Origin of the sequence: Paraburkholderia sp. EG304 (genome assembly GCF_046543485.1) — a bacterium.
GTDB classification, from domain to species: domain Bacteria; phylum Pseudomonadota; class Gammaproteobacteria; order Burkholderiales; family Burkholderiaceae; genus Paraburkholderia; species Paraburkholderia youngii.
On the sequence record NZ_JBKGUA010000015.1, the window covers coordinates 1 to 26,326 of the forward strand.

General features: G+C 64.0%; 21 protein-coding genes and 2 pseudogenes. 10 read left to right on the plus strand and 13 right to left on the minus strand.

Annotated features, from left to right (window positions below; all coding sequences use genetic code 11):
• Positions 1–422 precede the first annotated feature (422 nt).
• The 3 genes from ACLFKU_RS18935 (at position 423) to ACLFKU_RS18945 (ending at position 2,661) form a co-directional block, all read left to right on the plus strand.
• On the plus strand, positions 423–776 hold the full coding sequence (locus ACLFKU_RS18935; RefSeq protein ID WP_410850099.1) for a YciI family protein: 354 nt from the start codon (positions 423–425) through the stop codon (positions 774–776).
• Between the two features lie 180 nt (positions 777–956).
• Positions 957–1,370, plus strand: a complete 414-nt coding sequence (locus ACLFKU_RS18940) for a YciI family protein (protein WP_410850100.1) — start codon at positions 957–959, stop codon at positions 1,368–1,370.
• 16 nt (positions 1,371–1,386) lie between these two features.
• Positions 1,387–2,661 (plus strand): RNA polymerase sigma factor, encoded by a 1,275-nt coding sequence (locus ACLFKU_RS18945; protein ID WP_410850101.1) that lies wholly within the window; start codon positions 1,387–1,389, stop codon positions 2,659–2,661.
• Positions 2,662–2,685: 24 nt separating this feature from the next.
• Here ACLFKU_RS18945 and ACLFKU_RS18950 read toward each other — a convergent pair whose 3' ends face one another.
• From ACLFKU_RS18950 to ACLFKU_RS18975, 6 genes are all read right to left on the minus strand, one after another.
• A complete protein-coding gene (locus ACLFKU_RS18950; protein WP_410850102.1) occupies positions 2,686–3,303 on the minus strand; it encodes a LysE family translocator in 618 nt (205 codons plus the stop codon).
• 55 nt (positions 3,304–3,358) lie between these two features.
• Positions 3,359–3,946: a DUF4337 domain-containing protein gene (locus ACLFKU_RS18955; RefSeq protein ID WP_410850103.1), complete on the minus strand. Its 588-nt coding sequence runs from the start codon at positions 3,944–3,946 to the stop codon at positions 3,359–3,361.
• 150 nt (positions 3,947–4,096) lie between these two features.
• On the minus strand, positions 4,097–5,065 hold the full coding sequence (locus ACLFKU_RS18960) for a quinone oxidoreductase family protein (protein ID WP_410850104.1): 969 nt from the start codon (positions 5,063–5,065) through the stop codon (positions 4,097–4,099).
• Between the two features lie 99 nt (positions 5,066–5,164).
• Positions 5,165–8,242: an efflux RND transporter permease subunit gene (locus ACLFKU_RS18965; protein ID WP_410850105.1), complete on the minus strand. Its 3,078-nt coding sequence runs from the start codon at positions 8,240–8,242 to the stop codon at positions 5,165–5,167.
• Positions 8,243–8,258: 16 nt separating this feature from the next.
• Entirely contained in the window at positions 8,259–9,410 is a 1,152-nt protein-coding gene (locus ACLFKU_RS18970) for an efflux RND transporter periplasmic adaptor subunit (RefSeq protein ID WP_410850106.1), read from the minus strand.
• A 54-nt stretch (positions 9,411–9,464) separates the two neighbouring features.
• Positions 9,465–10,982 carry an efflux transporter outer membrane subunit gene (locus ACLFKU_RS18975; RefSeq protein WP_368583365.1) on the minus strand — a complete coding sequence of 506 codons (1,518 nt, stop codon included), beginning with the start codon at positions 10,980–10,982 and terminating at the stop codon, positions 9,465–9,467.
• Positions 10,983–11,425: 443 nt separating this feature from the next.
• On the opposite strand from ACLFKU_RS18975, the pseudogene ACLFKU_RS18980 reads away from it, so the two are divergent.
• Positions 11,426–12,016 (plus strand): annotated as a pseudogene (locus ACLFKU_RS18980) (LysR family substrate-binding domain-containing protein); the annotation flags it as partial.
• Between the two features lie 21 nt (positions 12,017–12,037).
• Here the strand turns inward: ACLFKU_RS18980 and ACLFKU_RS18985 are convergent.
• Complete coding sequence (locus tag ACLFKU_RS18985; protein WP_410850107.1) at positions 12,038–12,700, minus strand: VC0807 family protein; 663 nt, start codon at positions 12,698–12,700, stop codon at positions 12,038–12,040.
• A 209-nt stretch (positions 12,701–12,909) separates the two neighbouring features.
• Complete coding sequence (locus tag ACLFKU_RS18990) at positions 12,910–13,644, minus strand: GNAT family N-acetyltransferase (RefSeq protein WP_410850108.1); 735 nt, start codon at positions 13,642–13,644, stop codon at positions 12,910–12,912.
• Positions 13,645–13,736: 92 nt separating this feature from the next.
• Between ACLFKU_RS18990 and ACLFKU_RS18995 the strand changes: the two genes are divergently transcribed.
• From ACLFKU_RS18995 to ACLFKU_RS19005, 3 genes and pseudogenes are all read left to right on the plus strand, one after another.
• Positions 13,737–15,332 carry a PLP-dependent aminotransferase family protein gene (locus ACLFKU_RS18995; protein ID WP_410850109.1) on the plus strand — a complete coding sequence of 532 codons (1,596 nt, stop codon included), beginning with the start codon at positions 13,737–13,739 and terminating at the stop codon, positions 15,330–15,332.
• Between the two features lie 202 nt (positions 15,333–15,534).
• On the plus strand, positions 15,535–15,870 hold the full coding sequence (locus ACLFKU_RS19000; protein ID WP_176106988.1) for a hypothetical protein: 336 nt from the start codon (positions 15,535–15,537) through the stop codon (positions 15,868–15,870).
• 173 nt (positions 15,871–16,043) lie between these two features.
• A pseudogene (locus tag ACLFKU_RS19005) lies at positions 16,044–16,624 on the plus strand (flavin reductase family protein).
• Between the two features lie 6 nt (positions 16,625–16,630).
• On the opposite strand, the gene ACLFKU_RS19010 reads toward ACLFKU_RS19005, so the two are convergent.
• The gene (locus ACLFKU_RS19010) at positions 16,631–17,128 is read right to left on the minus strand and encodes a GNAT family N-acetyltransferase (protein ID WP_013092731.1); all 498 of its coding nucleotides are present in this window, start codon (positions 17,126–17,128) and stop codon (positions 16,631–16,633) included.
• Between the two features lie 137 nt (positions 17,129–17,265).
• Entirely contained in the window at positions 17,266–18,738 is a 1,473-nt protein-coding gene (locus ACLFKU_RS19015; RefSeq protein WP_410850110.1) for a PQQ-binding-like beta-propeller repeat protein, read from the minus strand.
• Positions 18,739–19,503: 765 nt separating this feature from the next.
• Here ACLFKU_RS19015 and thrS point away from each other — a divergent pair.
• A complete protein-coding gene (thrS, locus tag ACLFKU_RS19020) occupies positions 19,504–20,721 on the plus strand; it encodes a threonine--tRNA ligase (protein ID WP_410850111.1) in 1,218 nt (405 codons plus the stop codon).
• 6 nt (positions 20,722–20,727) lie between these two features.
• Here thrS and ACLFKU_RS19025 read toward each other — a convergent pair whose 3' ends face one another.
• Positions 20,728–21,111 carry a hypothetical protein gene (locus tag ACLFKU_RS19025; protein WP_410850112.1) on the minus strand — a complete coding sequence of 128 codons (384 nt, stop codon included), beginning with the start codon at positions 21,109–21,111 and terminating at the stop codon, positions 20,728–20,730.
• A gap of 150 nt (positions 21,112–21,261) precedes the next feature.
• On the opposite strand from ACLFKU_RS19025, the gene ACLFKU_RS19030 reads away from it, so the two are divergent.
• Positions 21,262–22,134, plus strand: a complete 873-nt coding sequence (locus ACLFKU_RS19030; RefSeq protein ID WP_410850113.1) for a GyrI-like domain-containing protein — start codon at positions 21,262–21,264, stop codon at positions 22,132–22,134.
• A 353-nt stretch (positions 22,135–22,487) separates the two neighbouring features.
• Positions 22,488–23,852, plus strand: coding sequence for an MFS transporter (locus ACLFKU_RS19035; protein WP_368583203.1), 1,365 nt, complete (start codon positions 22,488–22,490; stop codon positions 23,850–23,852).
• 58 nt (positions 23,853–23,910) lie between these two features.
• Here ACLFKU_RS19035 and ACLFKU_RS19040 read toward each other — a convergent pair whose 3' ends face one another.
• Both ACLFKU_RS19040 and ACLFKU_RS19045 read right to left on the minus strand, forming a co-directional pair.
• Positions 23,911–24,744, minus strand: a complete 834-nt coding sequence (locus ACLFKU_RS19040) for a GyrI-like domain-containing protein (protein WP_410850114.1) — start codon at positions 24,742–24,744, stop codon at positions 23,911–23,913.
• A gap of 45 nt (positions 24,745–24,789) precedes the next feature.
• Positions 24,790–26,283, minus strand: a complete 1,494-nt coding sequence (locus ACLFKU_RS19045) for a DHA2 family efflux MFS transporter permease subunit (protein ID WP_410850115.1) — start codon at positions 26,281–26,283, stop codon at positions 24,790–24,792.
• Between the last annotated feature and the right edge of the window lie 43 nt (positions 26,284–26,326).

A 26,326-nucleotide genomic window follows, 5' to 3' on the forward strand; every position in this document is an offset into this window, starting at 1 on the left:
GTGAACACCTCAAGCTGCTCATCAACGTAAAACGGCCCGGTCGACAATGCGACCGGGCCGTCAAGTCCCGTCCTGCTCGCTATACCGTTCGATATCTTCGGAAAGACCTTAACTGAACGGCATTACCCACCTCGGGGCGTTTTTCACATTCAGCGCGGACGTAAATCGATTCCGCAGAATGCTTGAAAGCGGCATCGACGTTTCGCGCACGGCCGGCTGCAGCGCGCCGCGTGGCTCGTTACGAGTGTCCGTAGAAGTCCCGTCGGGCGCGTTTGCCGCTGAGATTCCCGCTTGCTAGACTGGCTGCGCCTGATTGCCACCTATCTACCTGCCGGCCTACCCGCTATGCCGCCGAGGCCAGGCGTCGCTGACGTCGTCGCGATGCCGAACCGCGCATGCAACCGAGCCCTGTCGGAGACACCATGTCCTACATGCTGCTGATCGTCGAACCCACGGACCAACGCGAGGAGCGCGGCGAAGCCGCCGGTCGCGACCTCTATGACCAGATGGTGCGGTTCTCCCAGAACCTGAAAGCGCGCGGCAAGCTGCTCGCGGTCGAATCGCTGACTTCGCAAAAGGACGCCGTGCGCGTGCAGGTCCGCAATGGCCAGTCGAAGCTCGTCGACGGGCCGTTCGCCGAGGCGAAGGAGATGATCGGCGGCTTCTTTCTGCTGAACTGCGGCAGCCGTGAAGAGGCCGTGGCGATCGCGCAAACCTGTCCGGCGGCGGCGTGGTGCACGGTCGAAGTGCGCAAGCTCGGGCCGTGCTTCATCTAGCCACGCGTGGCTCTCACGTCGTCCGCTTTTGGTGTTTTCCCTGGCATGCCGGGACCGCCGCAGGTGTCGATCGGACCGTACGTTGCGCGTCGTGTGAGTAAGGGGCTAGCCGGCGTGGCCCCTTCAAGCGATTCACGCGAATCCACTCGCGACGAACCACAAAAAACAAGGAGCAACGACATGCGATTCATGATCATCGTAAAAGCCACGGCCGCGAGTGAAGCCGGCGAGATGCCCGAACCGTCGCTGATCGCCGCGATGGGCGCCTACCACGAAGAACTCGCGAAGGCCGGCGTGCTGCTCGACGCAACCGGCCTGCAGCCGAGCTCGAAAGGCTGGCGCGTGCGCTATAGCGGCGGCAAACGGAGCGTCGTGGATGGGCCGTTCGCGGAGAGCAAGGAGCTGATTGCTGGCTACACGTTGATCCAGGTGCGCTCGCGCGACGAGGCGATGGAATGGGCGCGGCGTTTCCCGGCGCCGTTCGGTGAACACGCCGATGGCGAAATCGAAGTGCGGCAGCTTTTCGAACTCGACGACTTCGAGGCGGGGCCGGAAGTCGAGCGCTTTCGCAAGCTCGAAGAAGATCACCGCTGAGGTGAAGGCTGAAGCCGTGACGATACAGGCCACCCATCGTGCGATCGACGCTGTCTGGCGGATCGAATCCGCGAAGGTCATCGCTCACGTCGCGCGGATCGTGCGCGACGTGGGGCTCGCCGAGGAACTCGCGCAGGACGCGCTGGTGGCCGCGCTCGAGCATTGGCCGGACGCGGGCGTGCCCGACAACCCCGGAGCCTGGCTGATGACGGCCGCGAAAAACCGCGCGCTCGATCGCCTGCGCCAGGAAGCGCTGCATGCGCGCAAGCGCGAGGAGCTCGGCCACGATCTCGACGCGATCGAAGCGCACGTGGTGCCCGATTTCGTCGATGCACTCGATGCCGCACGCGCCGACGACATCGGCGACGATCTGCTGCGGCTCATCTTCACCGCGTGCCATCCGGTGCTGTCGACCGATGCGCGCGTCGCGCTGACGCTGCGCCTGCTCGGCGGCCTCACCACCGACGAAATCGCGCGCGCGTATCTCGTGCCGGAGCCGACCATCGCGCAGCGGATCGTGCGCGCGAAGCGCACGCTGTCGGCGGCGCGCGTGCCGTTCGAGGTGCCTCAGGCGGACGCGCGCGCGGCGCGGCTCGCGTCGGTGCTGCAGGTGATCTACCTGATTTTCAACGAAGGTTATTCGGCCACCGCCGGCGACGACTGGATGCGCCCGGCGCTATGCGAGGAGGCGCTGCGGCTCGGGCGCGTGTTGAGCGGACTCGTGCCCGACGAAAGCGAGGTCCACGGTCTGGTTGCGCTGATGGAGATCCAGGCGTCGCGCACCCATGCGCGCACCGATGCGCACGGGCGGCCGGTGCTGCTGCTCGATCAGGATCGCAGCCGCTGGGACCCGCTGCTGATTCGCCGCGGCCTCGCGGCGTTGGACAGCGCACACGCGCTTGGCGGCGCAAGCGGGCCCTATGCGTTGCAGGCGGCGCTCGCCGCCTGTCATGCGCGGGCGCGCCGCGCCGAGGACACCGACTGGGCGCAGATCGTCGCGCTCTACGATGCGTTGGCGCAGGTCGCGCCGTCGCCGGTCGTGGAGTTGAATCGCGCGGTCGCGGTGGGGATGGCGTTCGGGCCGGCGGCCGGACTCGAAATCGTCGATGCGCTCGCCGCTGGTCCAGCGCTCGCAAATTATCACTGGTTGCCGAGTGTGCGCGGCGATCTGCTGGTCAAGCTCGGACGCATCGACGAAGCGCGCGCGGAGTTCGAGCGCGCCGCGGCGATGACGCGCAACACGCGCGAGCGCGAGCTGTTGCTGGAGCGTGCGCGCGGGCTTGCGCATTGAGTTTCGGCACCTCTGAGTGCCGCCTCAACGAATCAGCTGCCGTACCCCCAACGCAACGATCAACCCGCCGCACACGCGATCGACCCATCTCTTGCCGCGCCGATACGCCGACGCGATCCGCGCGTGCGACAACGCCAGCGCGACGAACCCATACCAACTGCTCGCGACGACGAACACCATGCCGAGCATCGCGGCAAACGTGCCGGTGCTCACATGCGCGGGCGCGGCCGACGAAAACACCGCGGCAAAGAACGCCATCGACTTCGGATTCGCGATGTTGGTCGCGAAACCCTGCGCGAACGCCTGCCTGAAGCCGCCCGCCGGTGCCTTGACGAGCACCGCCTGCCTTGCCGCCGACGCGTTGAAGATCAGCCGCCCGCCGAACCACAGCAGATAGCAGGCGCCCACGATCCTGACCACGAGGGCGAGCCACGGGAACGCGGCGAACACGATGCCGACGCCGAGAATCGCGCAGCTTGCCCAGAACAGATTGACGAGCACGATGCCGGCGACCATCGCGAGCGCTTCGATGCGCGTCGCCGAAGCGGCCTTGTGCGCGACCGCGACGAAGTTCGGGCCCGGACTCACCACGCCCGCGATATACACGGAAAACACGCCGACCACGGCGGCCCCATCGATCACGACACACTCCCTGTTGAAAAGCACTGGCTCGAAGAAGGCAACCGATGCATCTCGCTCACAGCCCGAAAAACGCCGCGCCCGCGGTCAGGACGCCCGCTCCCGCGACGAGGTACGACACATTACGAAGCCAGTTCTTGCGCGTGAGCAGCGTGATCGCGCACAGCGCAATCGCGACCTGAATCAGCAGCGTCGCCTGAGCCCAGCGATGATGGCCATGCAGCAGCGTTTCGCTGCGCGTGTCGGCGGCGACGACCTGTTTTTCGATCGCTTCGGCGTTCGCGCGGATCGGCTCCTTCTGCTTCTTGTATTTCTCGACGTCGGCGACGAATTTCGCGTGCGCGTCGCTATTGGGCGCCGACAGCGCCGCGCCGAGTTCGGCGAGGTTTTCCTTCTCGCCCTTCGCCTGGTAATAGCTCCACTGGTTCGACGCTTCGGTCTTCTTGATCGCGGCTTCGTTCTTGAAGAACAGCGCGAGGTTTTCGGCGTTGCCGCTCTGGTACGCGCACAGCGCGCCGATCGTCGCGAGGATCGCGGTCATCACGGCCATCCGGCTCGCGAACGGATCGGCGTCGTGATGCCCGGCGTGGCCGGCGTGTTCGACGGCGTGGTCGTGCGGACCGTGCACTTCATATTCATCAGACATCAGATTCTCCGAGGCAATGCTTTTATCGTTCTCGCCGGGCGGCGCGGGCGCCCGGCGGCCTCAATCTTAGCGTGTTGCGGGCGGCCTGAGGCCGCGGCTTCAATGCAGCGTCGCCGCCAGCCGGTTGCGGAGACCCGTGTCGGAGGCCAGTTATTGCATGCGGATCACGACGCGCCCGCGCGTACCGGCGGCGACCGCGTCGTAGGCTTCGCGCGCACGGGCGAGCGGAAATTCCTGTGCTATCGCCGGGCCGCTCAGCTTGCCGCTGTCGAAGCCCTCGACCAGCGCCGTCATCAGCGGCGCCGATTGCGCGACGCCGAGCTTGGCGCTGTCGACGCCGAGCAATTGCGTCTCGTTGTGATAGAAATCGATCAGATCGAACTCGACCCGACGCTTGCCAGTCGCGCTGATTTCGAGCACGCGGCCGCGCCGTTTCGCGAGACTCAGCGCGGTCTCGAACGCGACACCGCCGACCGTGTCGTAGACGACCTCCGCGCCCGCGCCGCCGGTCAACTCGCGCACACGTTCGGCTGCGTGTTCGTCGAACGGCACGTAGGCGTCGATCAGGCGGCCCGCAGGCGTGGCCAGATCGAGCGGCCGGCGATCGACGGCGATCACGCGCGCGCCGCGTGCCTTCGCGATCTGCGCGACCGCGCCGCCGACACCGCCGCCCGCGCCAAGCACCGCGACGGTCTCGCCGGCCTGCAAGCTTGCGTATTCGACGGTGCCGAGCCACGCGACCACGAAGTTCACGCCGATCGCCGCCGCCTCGACGTGGCTCAACGCAACGGGCTTGCGCGACAGCGCGGCGACCGGAATGCTGAGGTACTCGGCGTGCGTGCCGTCGCGCGTGAAGCCGATGTCGCCGCCGGTGCCCCACACCTCGGCATCGCGCCAGGCGGCCGGGCCATCCACGACCACGCCGCTGAAGTCGCGCCCCGGTATGCGCGGCAGCACCGTATGTTCGAAACGGCCGGCCACGTTCTTCACGTCGCTCGGATTGACCGAGGCCGCCATCACCCGCACGACCGCATGCTCCGCGTCGGCTTGCGGCGTCGGCAGATCGACGTATTCGAGCACTTCGGGGCTGCCAAAAGATTTGAACTGAATCGCTTTCATCGTGCGTGGCTCCGATTGGTTGGTCTTGCGCCGCGTTGCGCAGCGAATGCACCGTAGTCTAGGTGATGAACGCGCACCGGGTACGCGAACCACCAGTCGCTAACCCCCTTGACCCGCCTGACCCGCCTCGCCTGCCTTCGGCGCCTGAGCATGCCGCTGATGATCGGCGGCCAGAAACATATACATCGCCGGCACCACGAACAGCGTGAACAGCGTGCCGATCGACATGCCCGTGAAAATCACGAGCCCCATCGCGTTGCGGCCCGCCGCGCCCGCGCCCGACGCGATCACGAGCGGCACCACGCCGAGCACCATCGCGGCGGTCGTCATCAGGATCGGACGCAGCCGCACGCCGGCGGCTTCCTCGACCGCTTCGCGCTTGCCGCGGCCCGCGCGCTGCAATTCGTTGGCGAACTGCACGATCAGAATGCCGTGCTTGCTGACGAGCCCCATCAGCGTGACGAGGCCGACCTGCGTGTAGATGTTCAGCGTCGTCAGGCCGATGTTGATGAAGATCAGCGCGCCGAACAGCGCCATCGGTACCGAGATCAGGATCACGATCGGATCGCGGAAGCTCTCGAATTGCGCAGCGAGCGCGAGGAACACTATGATCGTTGCAAGCAGCAGCGTAATGACGAAGCCGCCCGACTCCTGCACGAACTGGCGCGACGCTCCCGAGTAATCGGCCGAATAGCCGGCCGGCGCGACCTGCGCGGTCGCCTGGCGCAGAAAATCGAGCACCTGGCCTTGCGACACGCCCGGCACGGTCACGCCGGAGATCGTCGCCGAGTTCAGCTGCTGGAAGTGATTGATCGATTCGGGCACGACGCTGTGCTTGATATGCGCGACCGTCGACGCCGGAATCACGCTGCCGTCCGGCGTGCGCAGATAGTAGTCGAGCACCTGCGACGGATTGAGCCGATCGATCTGCAGCACCTGCGGAATCACCTTATACGAACGCCCCGCGATCGAGAAGTAGTTCACGTAGCCGCCACCCAGCGCCGAACCGAGCGCCTGTCCGACGTCGCTTTGCGACAGCCCGAGCGAGGCCACCTTATCGCGATCGACGACGAGCACCGCTTCCGGCTTGTCGATTTTCAGATCGGTATCGACGAAGAAGAACATCCCGCTCTCGCGCGCTTTTTCGAGCACCGCTTGCGACACCTCGTTGAGGTTTTGGAACGGCTCGGTCGTGCTGATCACGAACTGCACCGGCAAGCCCTGCGAGCCCGGCAACGGCGGAAACTGGAACGCCGCGACGCGTGCGCCCGCGATCTGATTCCACTTCTGCTGCAACTCCTGTTGCAGCTCGGTCGCATTCTTGCCGCGCTGATCCCAGGTCTTGAACAGCACCCCGCCGATGCCCTGGTTGATGGTCGGCGAACCCGTCAGCTGGAACATCTGCGAGTACTCGGGCAGCGACTTCGAGGCGTCGAACACCTGGTCCGCGTACGTCTGCATCTGCTGGATCGTCGCGTTCGGCGGCCCGATGATCTGCGACAGCACGACGCCCTGATCTTCCTGCGGCGCAAGTTCCGACTTCGAGGTCATGAACAGATATACGGTGCCGCACAGCAGCAGCGCGCCCATGATCACGAACACGGGCCAGGTATCGAGCGTCGCGTGCAACAGGCGGCCGTAGCCGCGATGCACGCGCTCGAACTGACGGTCGACGAAACGCGCGAATCGCCCGGACTCCTGCTCGGCGCGAAAGAAGCGCGAACACATCATCGGTGACAACGTGAGGGCGATCACGCCCGATACTGTCACCGCACCCGCGAGCGTGAACGCGAACTCAGTGAAGAGCGCCCCCGTCAGCCCGCCCTGGAAGCCTATCGGCGCATATACGGCGATCAGCACGACGGTCATCGCGACGATCGGGCCGCCGAGTTCGCGCGCGGCGATCAGCGCGGCGTGGAACGGCGTCTTGCCTTCGTGCTTCATATGCCGGTCGACGTTCTCGACGACGATGATCGCGTCGTCGACGACGAGCCCGATCGCGAGCACCAGCGCGAGCAGCGTCAGCAGATTGATCGAATAGCCGAGCGCCTGCATCACGAAGAACGTGCCGATCAGCGACAGCGGCATCGCGATCAACGGCACGATCACCGCGCGGAAGCTGCCGAGAAACAGGAAGATCACGACCGTGACGATCACGAGCGCTTCGACGAGCGTCTTGATCACTTCCCTGATCGCGGTGTTCACGAAGTCGGTCGCGTCATACACGATGTCGCCCGTCATGCCGGTCGGGAACTGCCTCTGCAGATCGGGGAACACGGTTTTCACGCGCTTGGCCACATCGAGAATGTTCGCGTCCGGCGCGACCTTGATACCGATGAACACCGAGCGCTTGCCGCTGAACGCGACGTTGAAGTCGTAGCTGTCGGCGCCGAGCACGACGTTCGCGACATCCTTGAGACGCACGATCGAGCCGTTCTTCTGCTTGACGACGAGTTGCTTGAAATCGTCGACGGTATGCAGGTCCGTGCCCGCTTCGAGGTCGACGCTGACCATCTGCCCCTTCGTCGTGCCGAGCGTCGCGAGATAGTTGTTGTTGCCGAGCGCGGTGAACACGTCGCTCGCGCTCACGCCGTGCGCTGCGAGCCGCGCCGAATCGAGCCACGCGCGCATCGCGAACTGCCGCCCGCCGAGCACTTCGGCGGTCTGCACGCCCTGGATCGAATCGAGCTTCGGCTTGACCACGCGCAACAGGTAGTCGGTGACGTTGTTGCTCGGCAGCACGCTGCTGTAGAAGCCCATGTACATCGCGTCGGTGGTCTGCCCGGTCTGCACCGTCAGCACCGGCTGCTGCGCCTGCGGCGGCAACTGGTTGCGCACCGAGCCGATCTGCGTGTTGATCTCGGTCAGCGCGCGGTTCGCGTCGTAGTTCAGGCGCAGCGTCGCGACGATAGTCGACACGCCCGTGATGCTCGTCGACGACATGTAGTCGATACCCTGCGCCTGCGCGATCGCCGCTTCGAGCGGCTGCGTGATGAAGCCGGCGATGGTGTCCGGGTTCGCGCCATAGTAGGCCGTCGTGATCGTGACGACCGCGTTCTCGGTCTGCGGATACTGGCTGACCTTCAGCACCGCGAGCGCACGCAGCCCGAGCACGAGGATCAGCAGGCTCACGACCGAAGCGAGTACCGGCCGGCGGATGAAGATGTCCGTGAACATGATCGGGCGGCCTCGCTTATTGTTCCTGCGGCGTCGGATTCGGACTGTCCGACGGCTGGACGCGGTTGTCGATGATCAGCGGCGTGCCGTTCTTCAGCTTGAGCTGGCCGCTCGTCACGACCTGGGTGCCATCGTCGACGCCCTTCAGAATCGCCACCTGGTCGCCGCGCGTCGGGCCCGGCGTCACGAACACCTGCTGCGCGACGGGCAGCGTCTTGCCCTGCGCGTTGGGCTGCGTGCCGGGCTTCACGATGAACACGGTCGCGCCATACGGGTTGTAGGTAATCGCCGTTTGCGGCAGCGTCAGGTGGCGCTCCTCGGCGCCCGAGTCGATCTTCACGTTCGCGTACATGCCGGGCAGCAGCTTGCGCTCGCGATTGTCGACGCTTGCCTCGATCTGCACGTTGCGTGTCGCGCTGTCGACTTTCGGGCTCATCGACTGGATCTTGCCGGTGAAGCTTTGTCCGCTGTACGCGTTGGTATCGACGCTGACGGTCGCGCCGATCGCGAGCTGGCCGAGCTGCTGTTGCGGCACCGAGAAGTCGGCGTAGATCGGATCGATGGCTTGCAGCGTGACGATCGTATCGCCCGGATTCAGGTATTGGCCCGGATTGATCGTCGTGATGCCGAGGCGCCCCGCGAACGGCGCGCGAATCGTCTTCTTGTCGACGAGCGCCTGCTGCTGCGCGACCTGGGCCTTCTTGCCCTTGAGGTCCGCCGCATCGGCGTCGAGCTGCGCTTTCGCGATTGCCTTGATGTCGTACTGCGCGCGGTCGCGCTCGTAGACCGTCTGCGCGAGGTCGGCCGCGGCCTGCAGCGATTGCAGCAGCGCGACGTCGCTGTCGTCATTGAGTCGCACGAGGATCTGTCCGGCTTTCGCTTCCTGCCCCGACACGAACGCGACCTGGCGCACGAGGCCGGCGACTTCGGTCGTCACGTCGACGCCGCGCACCGCGCGCAGGCTGCCGACCGCCGCGAGCTGCGGCTGCCACGACTGATAGTGGACCACCACCGCCGACACCGTCGCGGGCGGCGTGGTGTTGGCCGCCATGAACTTCGCGAACATGTGCGCGCGTAACAGGTTGAAGCCGACCAGCGCGGCGAGCAGCAGGCCGACGCAGATCAACATGATCACCATCCGCTTCGTCATCGGTTTTCTTTCGGCCATCGTGATGTCCTTGCTCGGCTTGGGGCGAGGGCTGAGGGTTGTGTCAGGGCACGGTCAATGTGGCGTTGCGGCGGCGGGCGCGGCGGCCGACTCGGGCGCCGCGCCATTCCACCAGCCGCCGCCGAGCGCCTGGAACAGCGCTGCCGTGTCTGCGTAACGCGCGGCCTGCGCCTGCGCGAGGCTGACCACGGTCTGCTGATACTGGCGTTGCGCGTCGAGCAGCGCGAGGTAGCTCACGCCGCCGACGCGATACTGCCCGCGCGTCAGTTCGAGCGAATCGCTCGCGGCGCGCGACGCGTCGGTCTGCGCCTTCAGGCCGGTCGCATCGTGTTCGAGCGCGCGCAGCGTGTCCGCGACGTTCTGGAACGCAAGCAGCACCGTCTCGCGGTATTGCGCGCCGGCCTGCTCGTAGGCGGCCTCGGCCGCGCGCTTCTGTGCGCTCAACTGGCCACCGTGAAAGACCGGTTGCAGCAAGCCCGCGCCGATGCTCCAGATGGTGCTGCCGGCCCTGAGCACTTGCGCGGGCGTCAGCGCCTCGGCGCCGTAGCTCGCGGACAGCGTGATCTGCGGATACATCGCCGCGGTCGCGACGCCGACCTGCGCGCTCGCCTGATGCAGTGTGGCGTCGGCGGCGAGGATGTCGGGGCGCTGGCGCACCAGCGACGACGGCAGACTGACGGGCAGCGTGTCGGGCAGCGAGAACATGTCGAGGGTGAATTCGGGCACGCCCGTGTCGCTCGGCAGCTTGCCGGCGAGCACCGCAAGCTGATGGCGCGCCTGATCGAGTTGCTGGTAGAGCGGCGGCAGCGTCGCGCGGGTCTGTGCGAGCAGCGTTTCCTGCGCGAGCACGGCCGCGCGGCTCACGCCGCCGAGCGAGAGTTGCTGGTCGAGCACGTTCAGCTGCTGCTCTTCCTCGGTGGCGATCCGCTCGGTCGCGTCGATCTGCGCGCGCACGGACGCTTCCTTGACCGCTGCGGTCACGATGTTGGCCGATATCGTCAGATAGGCGGCCTGTAGCTGGAAGCGCTGATAGTCGATCTGCGCATGCAGCGCTTCGAGTTCGCGCCGCGCGCCGCCGAACACGTCGAGCTTGTACGAGACGTTGACCGACGCGTTGTAAAGATTGAATTCTTCGACGAGGCCCGGCTCGCCGAACGCGATGCCGTTGATCTTTTCGCGCGTGGCGTTAAGTTGCGCGTCGACGCTCGGCAGCAAGGTGCCGCCTGCCTGCGCGGTGTAATTTTCGCGCGCCTGGCGCAACGCGGCCTGGGCCGCGGTCATGTTTGGACTATTGGCGATGGCCTCGCGGATCAGCGCGTCGAGCGGTTCGCAGTGAAACAGCGTCCACCATGCGGCGGGAATGTCCTGGGCCGGCGCGAAACGCTGCGGCAGGCCGGCGGGGCCGGGCGCGGAGGCAGTCTGGTCGGGCAGCGGCCGGGCGGTGAAGGTGTCGGTAGCCGGCGCGGGCGGCGCGTGGTAGTCGGGGCCGACCATGCAGCCGGCCAACGCGACGCAACTGCACAGCGCAACGTAGAGGCGCCGCCAGACAATACGCTGACTCACGTCGATCATCGATCTACCTTGTACGCCAGGGGCGGGTGGACCGGACGAAGATGTTCAGGGCACCCGAACGTTCTTGGAGTTGTCTTGCCGACGCTGGAATTTACCACGCACGACGCGAGCCGCGCTTGGCCTCTCGTTCGCTAACCGCCGAAGGCGGATACGAGATCACGTAGGAGGGCGGTGAAAACGGGCGGCGCTCCCCGCTGTCTGCCGCAGCCATCGCGGCATTCATGCAAGTTTCATAGATTGGGACACGCGGTTGGCTTGGTACCTGATCCTCGTGGTCGCGGTCGAGGTTGCAACGGTTTGCACGATTCGTCGAATGCGGTTGCGACGGTCATCTATGCGTATTCGCTCGCACCTCTGGTGTGATAAATCTGCTGCGCAGCCGGCGTACTGTCGACCCCTCAGCTTTAATGCCCCATCACCATCAGCAGCACCGACAGCGTCACAAGCTCGAAATCGGCTTCACGATGTGCTCCGCTTACAGCGTCGTCCCTGGCTATGCGCGAGCGTTCGGCGCCGCGTATCCGCAGGTCGAGCTGAAATTGCGCGAGGTCGTGTCGAACGATTTGGCCGCGCAACTGCTCGCCGGGCACATCGACGCGGCGATCATGTTCCCGACCGTGCTCGACAACTCACTCACGACGCGCACGGTGCTCAGCGAGCCGCTGTGCGTCGCGCTATCGCGCAGCCATCCGCGCGCGCGGGCGCGGCGGTTGAAGATTGCGCAGCTGGCGGGCGAGCCGTTCGTGCTCGCATCGGAAGAAGTCGCGCCGAGCCTGCGCGCGACGATTCTCGAACACTGCCGCTCGGGCGGCTTCGAGCCGGACATCCGCTTCGAGGTGCAGTTGCAACAGACGGTGCTGAGTCTCGTCGACGAAGGCGTGGGTGTCGCGCTGGTGCCGTCGTCGATGCGCAAGGCGCAGTTGGCGGGCGTGGTGTTCCTCCCGCTTGCCGACGCGCCGCTGATCGAGCAGGTGCTCGCCCGGTCGCCGGCGAACCGGAATCCTTGTTTGGGGAGATTTTTGGAGTTGGCATGAACGGACCGCCGGCGCGGTCATTCACACATTTGCCGCCGAACTCCCCGCCGCCTGCTCATCCGCCGGATAGCGCTGCGCGTCCCGCTTGATACGCCGGCGAATCAGGATCGTCCACACCGTCAGCACCACGTACACGCCATAACGCAGCGCAGTGGATGCGAGCGCCGAGCGCGGGTCGTTCGGCCAATGCAGCACGATCGCACTGCGCACGATGTTCTCGCCGATCATGCCGATCCCCCACACGAGTGTCATCAGGCGAATATAGCTGGCGAGCATCGGACGATCACGCCAATGTCGCTCGAACAAATCCACGCTGCGATGATCTTCGCGCGACATCGTCGAGCGCGCCAGGTAGAACACCATCGGCTTGCGCAGCGTGAGCGACGCGAGAAACGCGATGCCGATAAAGCCCGACACCATCGGGTCTTCGATCAACAGCAGACGCGCGTCGCTGAATACGAGGCTCGTGGCAAGCGCTGGCAGCACGCCCGCGAGCACGAGTGCGCTCAGCGCGTCGAAATGCCGGTAACGCAGCAGATCCACCGTCATCCATGCGATCAGCGGCAACGCCGACGCGGCGAGCGCGCCCGTTTGCCCCCAGTGCGGAAACGCGAGCCGGTAGACAAGCAAGGGCAACGCGAGATTGACGAGCAATGCGCTCAGGTAGCGCAGACGGGATTTCATCGGCTGGGCTGTAACGGCATGGAACGAGGCACGCGTGGCACAAGCTGGCGCGCTGTGGCAATCGCGCTTCGGCAGCGGCGCGCGAACGTATGGAGGCAGTTTAGGGCGAAGTTGCGCCGGCTGCCGGGGTTGGCGGCGCGCAGCGAAGGGCTGGCGCAAGCGCGCCGCGTGCGATGGCATCGGCGGCGCGCTGATGCGAGCGTCTGGCTTTACCGGGCGTCGTCCGCCGCTCGCCGCTGCGCGATCAGATCGGCGAGCCGCTCGACCTGCTGCCCTTGCGCATCGAAATTGCCCGCGTCGAGCCACCGCTGATAACACGAGCGCAACGCCGGCCATTCGCTGTCGATGATCGAAAACCACGCCGTGTCGCGATTGCGCTCACGGTAGACGATCGCCTGCCGGAAGATCCCCTCGAACGTGAATCCGTAGCGCAGCGCGGCCTTGCGCGACGGCTCGTTCAGCGCATCGCATTTCCATTCGAAACGGCGGTAACCGAGCTTGTCGAACACTTCGCTAAGCAGCAGGTACATCGCATCGGTCGCGATGCGCGTGCGCTTGAGCCGCGGCGAATACGTGACATGGCCGACTTCGATCACGCCGTTGGCCGGATCGATCCGCATCAGCGACAGCGTGCCGACCGCCTTGCCCGTCGCGAGGTCGATCACCGCGTAGTGCAGCGGATCTTTCGATGCCGCCATCCGCGTCAGGTGCTCGCGATAGGCTGCGAGGCTGTCGAACGGGCCGATCGCCAGATAAGTCCAGTCGCGGCCGTCGGTGGCCGAACGGTACGCGTCGAACAGGTCGGCCGCGTGGCGCTCGACGTCGACCGCTTCGAGCCGGCAATAGCAGCCGCTCAGCGGCTCGCGGCCCGGCGGCTGCGCGCCGCGCCAGCCGGGCACGGGTTTGCCGATCGGCTGGCCGTAGGCGGTGCGTGTGGGTTCCATGTCCTTTCTCCTGTCGTCGATGCAGGAACGATACGGCAAACGTGGTATGTTCAAAAGATCCACGACACGCTTATTCGATAGGTCCAACCACCATGATCGAAATCATCGGACCGCTCGTCCATGCCGACGACGTTTTCGCCGCGAGCGGCGCTAGCGGGGCCAAGCGGCCCGCGCCGCTGCAAAAGCAGCTGATCGAACGTCTACAACAGGCCATTCTCGCGGGCCGTCTGCCGGCCGGGTCGTTGCTGCCGTCGTCGCGGCTGCTCGCCGCCGAAATGGGCGTGTCGCGCAACACCGTCGTGATCGCTTACGAACATCTCGCCGCGGTCGGTTATGTCATTGCCGATCGCCAGGGCACGCGCGTGAGTCCGCTGTCGAGTCCCGCCGCGCGCGGCGAGCGGGCGACGGCTTCGGCGGCGCCAGAGGTCGTGTACGCGAGGCGCGTCCAGCAGTTCGCGGCGCCGCACAAGCACGTCGACAACACCTATGCGCTGACCCCGGGCACACCCGCGCTAGACCGCTTCCCGCTAGCCGCCTGGCGGCGCGCGCTCGAACGTGCGATGGAGCGCGCCTTACCACGCGCGCTCGGCTACGGCACGCCGGCCGGCGAACCGGCGTTGCGCGACGCGATCGCCGCGCATCTGCGGATGGCGCGCGGCGTGCGCTGCGACGGCTCGCAGGTCGTGATCACCGAGGGCGCGCAGGAGGCGCTGAACCTGTGCGTGCGGCTGCTGACCAATCCCGGCGATATCGCATGGACCGAGGACCCCGGCTACCGCGGCGCGAAGGCCGCTTTCAACGCGGGCGATTTGCGCTTGCTGCCGATTCCCGTCGACGCCGAAGGCATGGCCGTGCCGGCCGACGCGTGGCGCACGCATCCGCCGAAGCTGATCTACACGTCGCCCGCGCATCAGTATCCGACCGGCGCGGTGTTGTCGGTGGCGCGGCGGCTCGAGCTGATTGCAGAGGCGCGGCGCTGCGGCGCGTGGCTGATCGAGGACGATTACGACGGCGAAGTGCGCCACACCGGCGAGCCGATCGCGAGCATGCAGGGCCTCGTCGACGAGGCGCCCGTGCTGTACGTCGGTTCGTTCAGCAAGACGATGTTTCCGGCGCTGCGCATCGGCTTCGTCGTGCTGCCTCGGACGATCGCCGCGCATGCCGCTGTTGCGCTGCAAGAGTTGCTGCGCGGCGGGCATCGGCTGGAGCAACTGGCGCTCGCGCATTTCCTCGAAAGCGGCGAGTTCGGGCGGCATCTCGGGCGGATGCGGCGGCTGTACCGCGAGCGCCAGCAGGCGCTGCGCGACGCGCTGGCCGAATATTTTCCGGCGGCGACGATTCTTGGCGGCGATTGCGGCATGCATCTGACGCTGCGGCTGCCCGCGTCGCTCGACGATCGCACGCTGACGGCGCGGGCGCAGGCGTTGGGGCTCGGTCCGCGCGCGCTGTCGGGGTTCGCGATCGGGGCGTCGGAGCAGACCAACGGGCTCGTGATCGGCTATGGGAATACGGGGGCGGAGCGCTTGGGGCCGGCGGTGAAAGCGCTGGCGGAGCTGGTGCGGGAGATAGAGAGCGAGGCGCGACCGGCTGCGAAGCGCGCGGCAAAACCGGCCGGAACGCCTGCCGGAAAACCCGCCGCCCGGTCCCGCAAAAAGCTCATCCCGCAACGCCGTACGCCTGCCACCTAGGACATGTAAGTTTTACGTTTGTCCGCCCGGCCCATGTCGCGCTATCGTGTCGTATGCGCGGCGACTTCGCTCCGAAGTGCCGGGTCTGCCCGCATGTGCCACGGTTGCCCGGCCCGCCGCGCCGCGGGTTTGGCGCCGCCGATGGGCACGAACAATGCGTTAAGTGTGGTTTTCGATGACGATTTATCCGACCGGAGACGCTATGAAGGAAATCGAACCGACCCCGTGGTTTGAGCTGGCCATCCATACGCCCGTACGCGAAGGCTGGTACGAGGTGCAGTTGGCGAGCGGGGACACGGCGTTTGCGAAATTTGGCGACGGCGTGTGGACCGAAAAGCCGTTGCTCGTATTCACGCATTGGCGCGGCCTGTCCGCTGATCCGTCGAAAGCCGCGGACGGCGCGGCCGAATCGGTCAGCGCCGAAGCAACCGCGGCGCAGGGTGTGCGCGCCGCCTGGAACGCGTTCTTCCCGGGACTCGGCGAAGAGCAGCACAAGCCGCACAATGTGGTGCCGAACGGCAAGGCACCGCATCATTGAGCGGCCATTGAAGTTTTTCGTTTGAAGTCTGTCAGGCGGCGGCTTGTGGGCTGCCGTCTGGCAGTTCGATCCGCCCGCTCTATCGCTCCGCACGGCGGCTTCCGCACATCGCGCGCCTCATTTCTCCCGCCCCGCTACAATCAGCGTCACCCTTTCGACGCCATCACGATGCTATGACCGCCACCCGAGAACCCGTGGAATTGTCGCGCGCGACTCAACTGCTCAATCACGGACCCGTTACGCTGATCACGAGCGCGCACGCTGGTCGTTCGAACGTGATGGCCGCCTCGTGGGCGATGCCGCTCGACTTCGATCCGCCGAAGGTGGTGGTGGTCGTCGATAGCCGCACGCTGACGCGTAGCCTGATCGAAGCGAGCGGCGTGTTCGGGCTGCAACTGCCGAGCCGCGGTTTCGCCGCACAAACACTTGCCGTCGGCACGCATGCGGGCGTCGAACTCGACAAGTTCTCCGCGTTCGATCTCGAGACTTTCCGCGCGCAAAAATCGACGTGCCGATGCTGGCCGGCTGCATCACGTGGATGGAATGCAAGGTGATTCCGGACGACAGCCAGCGGCACGATCTGATCATCGGCGAGGTGGTCGCCGCGTATGCGGATAGCCGCGTGTATTCGCACAACCGCTGGCATTTCGGCGACGATCCCGACCTGCGCACGTGCCATTACGTCGCAGGCGGCACTTTCTTCGCAACGGGCGATGCGTTCGAGGTGGCGCCCGTCGCGGCCTCCGCGCAGTGACCGCGCTTAGGTGTTCGGTTCGGTTTCGCCTTCGGCGAATGCCTTGAGCGCGTCGCCCGCGAGACGGTAGCGCACCCATTCGCTTTGCGGATTCGCGCCGATCGATTTGTAGAAGCCGATGGCCGGCTCGTTCCAGTCGAGCACGCTCCATTCGAAGCGGCCGCAGCCCGTTTCGCAGGCGATTTGCGCGAGATGGCGCAGCATCTGTTTGCCCGCGCCGCTGCCACGCGATGCGGGCGACACGTACAGGTCTTCCAGATAAAGCCCCTGCTTGCCGAGCCACGTCGAATACGAAAAGAAGTACACGCAAAAACCGACGGGCTCGCCGTTCATTTCGCAGATCAGCGCTTTCGCGGGCACGCCCTCGGAAAACAGGCTTTTCTCGATGTCTTTGACACCGGCGACGACTTCGTGCTCGGCTTTCTCGTAGATCGCAAGTTCGGTGATGAAGCGCAGGATCAGGGGGGCGTCGGAGGCGGTGGCGGGGCGGATGTGGATCGTCAAGGTCTGGTGCTCGGTGAGTTCGGTGGCAATTCCGGTCCGGCTGGCGATACGCGCCAAAGCGCCGGCTTCGGAACAGACTCACATCGTAGCAAAGAGCCAAAGGCCCCGCCCTCAGAGGACGAGGCCTTTGGCGTTTCCTACAGGCCGAAGGCGAATAATTTTTGCGGCCCCGGTCCGTTCGTTGAACCGGAGCCCCAGAACACCACGCCGTCCGCAACGGCCGGTCCGGCATTGCATGCGCCGCCGCTGTCGAATGACCACAGTACTTTTCCGTTGGAAGAATCGAGCGCGTACATCGTGCCTTTCGTGTAGTCGAGATTGCATCCGAACACCACGCCATTCGCGACACTGACCGCTGCCTCCGCGCGGCTTCCGAGTGGGTCCGGAGTGGTCCACTTCACCGCGCCGGAATTCGCGTTGAGCGATGCCCAGCCGCCCGACGTGGTAGTGCCGCCGCCGTTCGCCAACTGCCATACACCTGGCGTCGTGCCCGAGCCGGTCACCCCGCTGTTCGCTACCGCAACGTAAATAAACTGGCCGTCGTTGGCCGATCCCCACTGCAGACCGCCTGTGAGTCCGCCGGGGGCGACCTGGGTGGACCAACGCAGTTCGCCTGTTTCTTCATCGAAGGCCCAGAACATCCCGCTCTTCTGTCCCGCGCCGACCAGTCGGCCGGCATTGCCATTGCCGCCGAAGAGCATCGGTCCTTGCGCGAAGTCCCAGTCCGGACCCTGCGGATTGGGACAGTTGGCGTTCGACGGAAGAGTGAAGACGCCCGGCACGTTGAGGCCGCAGCCGACATTCCACGTATCGTACGGCAGTCCGCGCGCGGACCATTTGACTGCGCCCGTGGTCATGTCCAGCGCAAGGATCGAGTCGAAGTGGTCGTTCGGGTCGATGCACGATGTCGGCGTGCCGCCGCTGTTCATGCAGTCGAGTACGGCCTGAGGTACTGCCCAGTTGTTGCCGGAACCCATGAATACCGTATTGCGATCGACGTCGACGGCGCCGGTGCTTCCCCAGACGGAGCCGCCGTAATAGCCCGTCGGTATTGTGTACGTCTGCCACTTGATTGCGCCGGTCGCGACATCGAGCGCGACGACGCTGCCGCGGAAACTCCACTGCCATGCAGGCGGGGAAATATAGGCGGCCATCAATTCTTCGTTCGATGTCGTTCCTACGAAAGCCGTACCGTTCGCGATGACCGCAGACTGCGTGACCAGTGAATACGTGGTTGGATCGACTTGCGTGTGCCAAAGCCGCTGGCCGGTGTTCTTGTCGACGGCAAAGACCTGGGCCGGTTGCGGACTCGACAGTTTGCCGCTTTGATTGCCGAGTATCAGTACGTTTCCGGAGATAGCGGGCGTTGCACGCGCGTAGTCGTTAGGGATGTCCGTGTAGGACGATACGAGGTTCTTCCAGATAACGTGACCGGTCTTCCTGTCGACTTTGTAAAGATAGCCCGCGGAATCCGGGAAATAGGCATAGCTGTCATCGAGGGCAGGGGTCGCCGTGACGTTTCCGCTCGTGTCAGTTGACCAGAGCTTGTGAAGGGCACCCGCTGTCTTCGGACTGATCGCTGATTCACTAGCCTGGTTTCGGGAGTTCATCGAGTCGTTTCCCGAGGTCTTCCAATCGGTTGAATAGGCAATGCTGCTCGTTGTCAAACCGAATAGCAACGCACACGTTAAATACAACGTGTTAGTTCTCATGTCGTCTCCTCAGTGATTATTTGGAAAGCTGCGTTTGCGCTTTTGCGAAGCGGGGAATAAAGATTATTCAGAGGACTAGGCAAACAGTTTTATTGCGGTGAGATGGGGCAATCGAAATATAGTGAACGTCCAATCAGCACGCATTGGCGCAATGTGCGGAATCGCACCAAGTGCTTCATGTCAGGCACGTCGAATCAAATTCTGATTTCTACATCGCGAAGTTATTTCGAGTATCTATGCTATTTGAATCAAATGAGTTCGCTCATTGCGGCATTCGATGATTTATGAAAGGCAGGTATTAATGATAAGGCATGTTTCACCTGGATATCAACCAGCTTTCGGCCTGTACCGCAATGAGGATTGAGAACACTTCGCCAATCGCGACGCACTCCCAGCGATTGACGCTTCCGATCGAAATGGTTTACTGTCGCTGCATGCACTTCGACTCTCTTTCACTCTTTGCCGCCACCACCGCGACGACCACCTTCATAGGCGGGTCGTCTGGAGATTGCGCGCGCTAGCAGGAAGTACGGAAAGTACGAGCAGCAGTGGCAAATCCCCAAAGGCCCCGCCGGAAACGGATGGGGCCTTTGGCGTTTCTGATCTCTCCGTTTGCGGCATCCATCGCGGTAATCGCGAATTTCGAACCGACGGAGCATGACCGTGAACGACATCGACCATCGTGTACTAGGCAATAAGCTCGATCTTTTCCACCAGCAGGAAGAAGGTGCCGGCATGGTTTTCTGGCACCCGCGCGGCTGGACGCTTTATCGCGTGCTCGAAGATTACGTGCGGTCGCGCATGCGTCGCGCGGGCTTTCGCGAGATTCGCACGCCGCAATTGCTGGCGCGCTCGCTGTGGGAAAAGAGCGGGCATTGGGAAAAGTTCGGCGCCGCGATGTATTCGCTCGCCGATGCGGAAGAAGGACGCGCGCTTTGTCTGAAGCCGATGAGCTGTCCTTGCCACGTGCAGGTGTTCAATCAGCGTGTGCGTTCGTATCGCGAGCTGCCGTTGCGCTATAGCGAGTTTGGAGCATGTCATCGAGATGAGCCGTCGGGATCTCTCGAAGGATTGAAGCGTACGCGCGCGTTCGTTCAGGACGACGCGCATGTGTTCTGCGCGGCGGCGGATATCGAGTCGGAGGTGGGGCGCTTCTGTGCGCTGCTGCGCGACGTGTACGCGGACCTAGGATTTCCGGAGTTCAGCGTTGCTTTGGCGTCGCGGCCCGCATTGCGTGCTGGCAGCGAGGGGACGTGGGATCGGGCCGAGGAGGCGTTGGCCCATGCCGCCGACGCAGCGGGGCTCGAATTCGCTGTACTCGCTGGAGAGGGCGCTTTTTACGGGCCCAAACTCGAATTTCAATTGACGGATAGTCGCGCACGGAGTTGGCAGTGCGGCACGATCCAGCTCGACTTTGTGTTGCCAGAGCGGCTCGATGCCGAGTTCGTCAATCAGCGTGATGAACGCGAGCGTCCGGTAATGATTCATCACGCGGTGCTCGGCAGCATGGAGCGGTTCATCGCGATGCTGCTCGAACATGACGAAGGATGGATGCCGGGCTGGCTCGCGCCCGAGCAGGCCGTCGTTGCTTCGATCAGCGATGCGAGTCTGGGTTACGAGCAAGAAGTCTTGCAGGCGCTCGAAGATGCCGGGGTCCGGGCGGTGGTCGATGGACGGCCCGAGAGACTGGAGAAGAAGATTGTCGATGCGAGGGAGAAGCGGGTGCCGTTTCTCGTTGCCGTAGGGAAGAGGGAGGCGGCAGACAGGAGGATTAGTGTGCGTTGGTCGAGGGATGGGGCCCAGCGGGAGTTTGGTCTCGCGGAGGGAGTGGGGTATCTGAAGGGCAAAGGAGGCTTGCCCGGTTCGCCGGCAAGAGTCTGACCCGCTTCAAGCGTCCGGCAATACCGACTTGCCGCGGCGCTTTTTCGGCTTCGGTTCCACCCCCACTCGCGGGTCCCGCGCCAGAACGAGCGCCGTCAACTGCTCGACAGTGTCTTCGAACGCAGGGTCCTCCTGCGGCACATAAAGCCACTTTCCGAGTACCGGGTGAGGCCGCAATGCTGGGAGATCGGTAATCAGAGCAGCATGGCGTTCCTGCGATGTACAGACGAGCAGCCCATTCCACGGCTTATCGCGATCGGCGGCAACCAGACACAACAGGCCGTCGATATACGCGGCATCGCTGCCAAACATCCGCCGGCGCACATAAGTCGGATCGCGTTCGAACGCGTCGAAGATCCAGAGGAGCGAATTGCTGATCGAAGAGGGCATCGGCGGAAAATCTCAGGAGGCGAGGGCAAGTGAATAAGTTTACGCAAATTCTCAAGGCTCGGCAGCGAGCCGATCGAAGATCGAGCAAGTCCGGCTAGGTAAGATGTGTCCAACCTCGGCGACCATATCGGAACTCGCACGATCCAGACCATGCTAACTCACACAGACGCCACCGCCGCTTACGCTAAACGCTTCGAAGCCGTTCTCGCCTATATCGACGCAAACCTCGAGGGCGATCTGTCGGTCGACGCGCTAAGCCGTATCGCAAACTTCTCGATGTTCCATTTCCATCGACAGTTTGTCGCGTATGTCGGCGTGCCGGTCGCACGCTACGTGCAGTTGATGCGCTTGCGTCGCGCGGCTCACCGCCTCGCGTCGCAGGCGTCGTGCTCGGTTCTCGATGCGGCGCTCGACGCCGGCTTCGACAGTCCCGAAGCCTTCAGCCGCGCGTTCAAGCGTGCATTCGGCATGGCGCCGAGCGCGTTTCGACGGCATCCAGCATGGCAATTCTGGAGTGCGAGTTTTATTGTTCCCTATCTTTCGAGGAAATTGACCATGCAAGTGAAAATCGTCGACTTTGCGGTAACCCGGGTTGCCGCGCTCGAGCATTGTGGTTCGCCTGGACTCGTCAACGAGAGTGCGCGCAAGTTCATCGATTGGCGTATTCAAAGCGGACAATCGCCGGTGGCGTCGAGCAGGACCTTCGGCATTCCGCACGGCAATCCGGACACGGTGCCAGCGGAGGAATTCCGCTTCGATATCTGCGGAGAGATCGACGAGCCGGTCGCACCGAATCACTATGGCGTGCGCGAACTCGTCATGCCGGGTGCACGGTGCGCGGTGGTGCGGCACACGGGATCGACCGATCACATCGGCGAGACGATCTACCCGATCTATCGCGACTGGCTGCCTTCGAGTGGAGAAGAGTTGCGAGATCTTCCGCTGTTTTTCCAGTACCTGAGCGTCTATCCTGAGACGCCGCTGGATCAGTGGCAGACGGATATCTACATTCCGTTGGTTTGAAGGGGAAAGGGCGCAGAGCATATGAAATGCCTGGCCCATTCTGCGCGAAATACCGGAAGTTGGGCTTCATTCGGGCTCCGATCCAATTTTCGCGTCGGTATCAATTGCACTGAATCGATGATTGCCGATTGTAGATGCGGCAAAAAATGCAATTGCGGAATGTGTCCTTGAAACAAAGCCCCTATCTCTGCGAATAGTGGTTCAGATAGGGGTTTTTATCGATTCCAGGCTCTCGCCCATGACAGAAGCCGAAAAGGCCGTTTCACCTTCGGCTTCTCGCGTAATCACCGGAACCACCCAATACCCTAAGTGTCAACTAAGGATGTCACCCGTCCATTTTGGGGAGATATCAAATGGCTGCCACGCAATCTGGGGCTATGCCCCTCTCCGATGAGGAGGCACGGCGCCAGTTGCGCCGCGCTGTCATCGCCAGCACGATCGGTACCACGATCGAATGGTATGACTTCTTCCTGTACAGCACGGTCACTGGTCTGGTATTCGCGAAGCTGTTTTTTCCTGAATCGGACCCGCTCGTCGGCACACTCCAGGCTTTTCTGATTTACGCCGTCGGCTTTATCGCGCGGCCGGTGGGCGCGGCGATTTTCGGCCACTATGGCGATCGCATCGGACGTAAAGCAACGTTGATCGTGACGCTATTGCTGATGGGACTCGCGACATTCGCCGTCGGCTTCGTTCCGACCTACGCGTCGATCGGCATCTGGGGGGCCATTGCGCTCACGGCGCTGCGCTTCATTCAGGGGGTGGGCGTGGGAGGCGAGTGGGGCGGTTCGGTGCTGATGTCGATGGAATGGGCACGCACCAACAAGCATCGTGGTTTCATCGCGTCGTGGCCGCAGTTCGGCGTACCGGCGGGATTGTTCGTCGCGAATCTGGTGGTGCTCGCCACCAGTCAGATCTCTGGCAGCGCATTTCTCACGTGGGGCTGGCGGGTGCCGTTTTTTCTCAGTATTGCGCTGGTCGCGATCGGCCTTTATATCCGCTTGAGTATCCTCGAGACGCCGATCTTCGCGAAGCTTCTCGCTGAGCGCAGGATCGAAAAGGCGCCGATGCGTGAAGTATTGCGCCGGCAGCCGAAAGACATTGTTCTATCGGCTCTTGCGCGTATGGCCGAACAGGCGCCCTTCTATATTTTCACGGCTTTTATCTTCACCTATGGCGTGATGAGTCTGGGCGTTACGCGCGATCTGTTGCTCACCGCGGTGCTGGCCGCTTCGGTGCTGGAATTCTTCACGATTCCGCTCTTCGGTCACGTGTCCGATCTGATCGGACGCCGACGCATGTACGTGATCGGCGCCGCTGCGGTCGGGCTATTCGGCTTCCTGTACTTCTTCATGGTCGGAACTCATAACCCCGGATGGATCTTCGCGGCAATCGTGCTTTCGCTGGTGCCGCACGCGATGATGTATGGTCCCCAAGCCGCGTTGATCGCCGAATCGTTCACGGGGCGCTTGCGCTACAGCGGCGCGTCGATGGGCTACCAGTTGGCTTCCGTCATCGCTGGCGGTCCTGCACCGTTGATTGCGACCGCGCTTTATGCCTATTTCCATTCGGGATTCGCGGTGGCGTGGTATGTGTTCGCGTGCGCGGTGATTAGCGTGGCCGCCGCTATGCGACTCGGCGATTACACGAATAAGGACATTTCGCGGGAATACGACGACGTGCATGCATTGCATGACCAGGGACACGCCACTCCGTGATCGATCAGGCGGATGGCCGGTCGCAGCGGCCATCCGCGGCCGTCCGCCGAATCAGGCCTCAGCTTTTCAGCGGCAACCAGACTTCGACTCCACCCATTCCCGTCGCCGGATCGAACTGCTCGCCATACCGTTCGAAATGCGGTGCATCGGCAGGCACGTGCCCTGATGCGGGCAACCACTGATTCCAGATCGTATTCATCGTGCGACGAATGCCCGAGATGTGCTCGCGATGACTGAACACCGCATAGCGTTGCGCGGCGATGCGTACGCGACTCAACTCCGGCGGCAGTGCGGAAAAATCGCTCACTTCGACGCCGCACATATAGTCGAAGTTGCCCAGTTCATCGGCGTTATAGCCAACGCCATAAGCCACCTTGCCGATCTGTCCCGGCACCCTGCCGTACCAGGCGCCAAAGCGCTGCCATTGAGAGGGAATCGCCTTGCTGGTCTCGCACGTATAGCGCTCGCTCAGTCCAGCGATGAGAAGCGGCTTGCCGTCTTCGAAGCGCGGCGGTTCCAGATGAGTCAGAAGGGTTTCGTCCATTTTGATCGGCTCCACGATGCTCAGGTTGTCGAGATGACCCCGTGCGCGCAACGCATCGGGCGTAAGCCCGAACTGGTCGCGAAACGCGCGCGTGAATGCTTCGTGAGAGCCGTAACCGGCGTCGAGGGCGACCGCGAGAATGTCAGGCGCACCATCGGCGAGACGTCGTGCGGCCTCGCTCAAACGCCGTGCGCGAACGTAGCGCATCACCGGCATCCCGGTGGCCGCTTCGAACGCGCGGGCGAGATGAAAGCGCGATACGCAGCCACCGCGGGCGATGTCGTCGAGCGTCAATTCGCCCGCGAAGTGGCTTTCGATATACCAGAGCGCTTTTCCAACCGGGTTCATCTCAGCTCTCATGTCAGCATGAAGCCAGCATAGTCAGCGGCGAACTCAGGCATTTGATCGCGCTTGCGGTTTTGCAGTCGCGACGGAAGGCGGGGCCGACTCCGCCACGTCACTGTGCGCGCCCGCAGCGCCACCCGCTTGCCCCGGCCTCAGCAACAGCCCACCGAGCACGCCGGCCGCCGCCGCAAAAACCGCCCCAAACAGAAACGCGATGTGATACCCGCTGTTCAGCGCGGCCGCCGCGCTCGACGACGCCTGCATTGCCTCGCTACGCGCCGCGGCAAGACTCGCGAGCACCGCGAGCCCGAGCGCCCCGCCCATCATGAACGACGTATTGACGATGCCCGACGCGAGGCCCGAATCGGCGGGATCGACGTCGCTCATCGCGGCGAGCAGCAACGGGTTGAATGCGATGCCGGCGCCGAAGCCGAGCAGCAACATGCCGGGCAACACGTCGGGCACGAAGCTGCCGTCGACGGGCGCACGCGCGAACAACGCGAGCCCGCATGCGGCGATCAGCAGGCCCGCCGCGAGCGGCCGGCGCAGCCCGAAGCGCATCACCACACGCGCCGACAATCCCAGCGAAAAGAGTCCCATGATCAGGTTCGCGGGCAGAAACGCGAGCCCCACCTGCAACGGCCGATACCCGAGCACGCGCTGCAAATAAAGCGCCGAAATAAAGAACCACGCGAACATCGCGGCTGCCCACAACACGCCGACCACGTTCGCGGTCGCGACATTGCGCAAACGCAGTAGACCGAGCGGCATCAACGGATGTTCGACTCTCGCCTCGATTGCGAGGAACACGGCAAGCAGCGCGAGCGCGACGCACAGCAGGCCGAGCGTCTGCGCCGAAGTCCAGCCTGCTTCGTTGCCGTTGACGATTGCATAGACCGCCAGCATCAGCGATGCGGTCACGCTGAGCGCACCGGCCACGTCGAGCCGCTCGCCGTGCGCGTGTCCGCGCGCGGCCGGCAGTAGCGCGAGGCACAGCGCGTACACCGCAATGCCGATCGGCAGGTTGACCAGAAAGATCCAATGCCAGCTCAGCAGATTGGTGAGCAGTCCGCCGAGCAGCACGCCGATGCTGCCGCCGCCCGCACAGACGAAGCCATACACGCCCATCGCTTTCGCGCGCTCGCCGGGTTCGGTGAACAGATTCATGATCAGCGACAACGAGACCGCCGAGACGATTGCACCACCCAGCCCCTGCACGGCGCGCGCGGCGACCAGCAGCACTTGCGAATTCGCGAGGCCGCAGGCGAGCGAAGCGAGCGTGAAGAGCGTAATGCCGCACAGGAACAGCTTGCGGTGTCCGTACAGATCGCCAAGCCGTCCCCCGAGCAGCAGACAGCCGCCGAACGTCAGCATGTAGGCGTTGACGACCCACACGAGCGAGGTTTCGCTAAAGCCGAGATCGGCGGCGATGGACGGCAGCGCGACGTTCACGATGGTGGTGTCGAGCACGATCATCAGCACGCCGAGGCAGAGCACGATCAGTGCGAGCCAACGTTGCTTGCCGTGGAGGGAATGGGTCATGCGGGTGCCCCTTTACGCGGATTCGGTCGATCGCCGACGATGG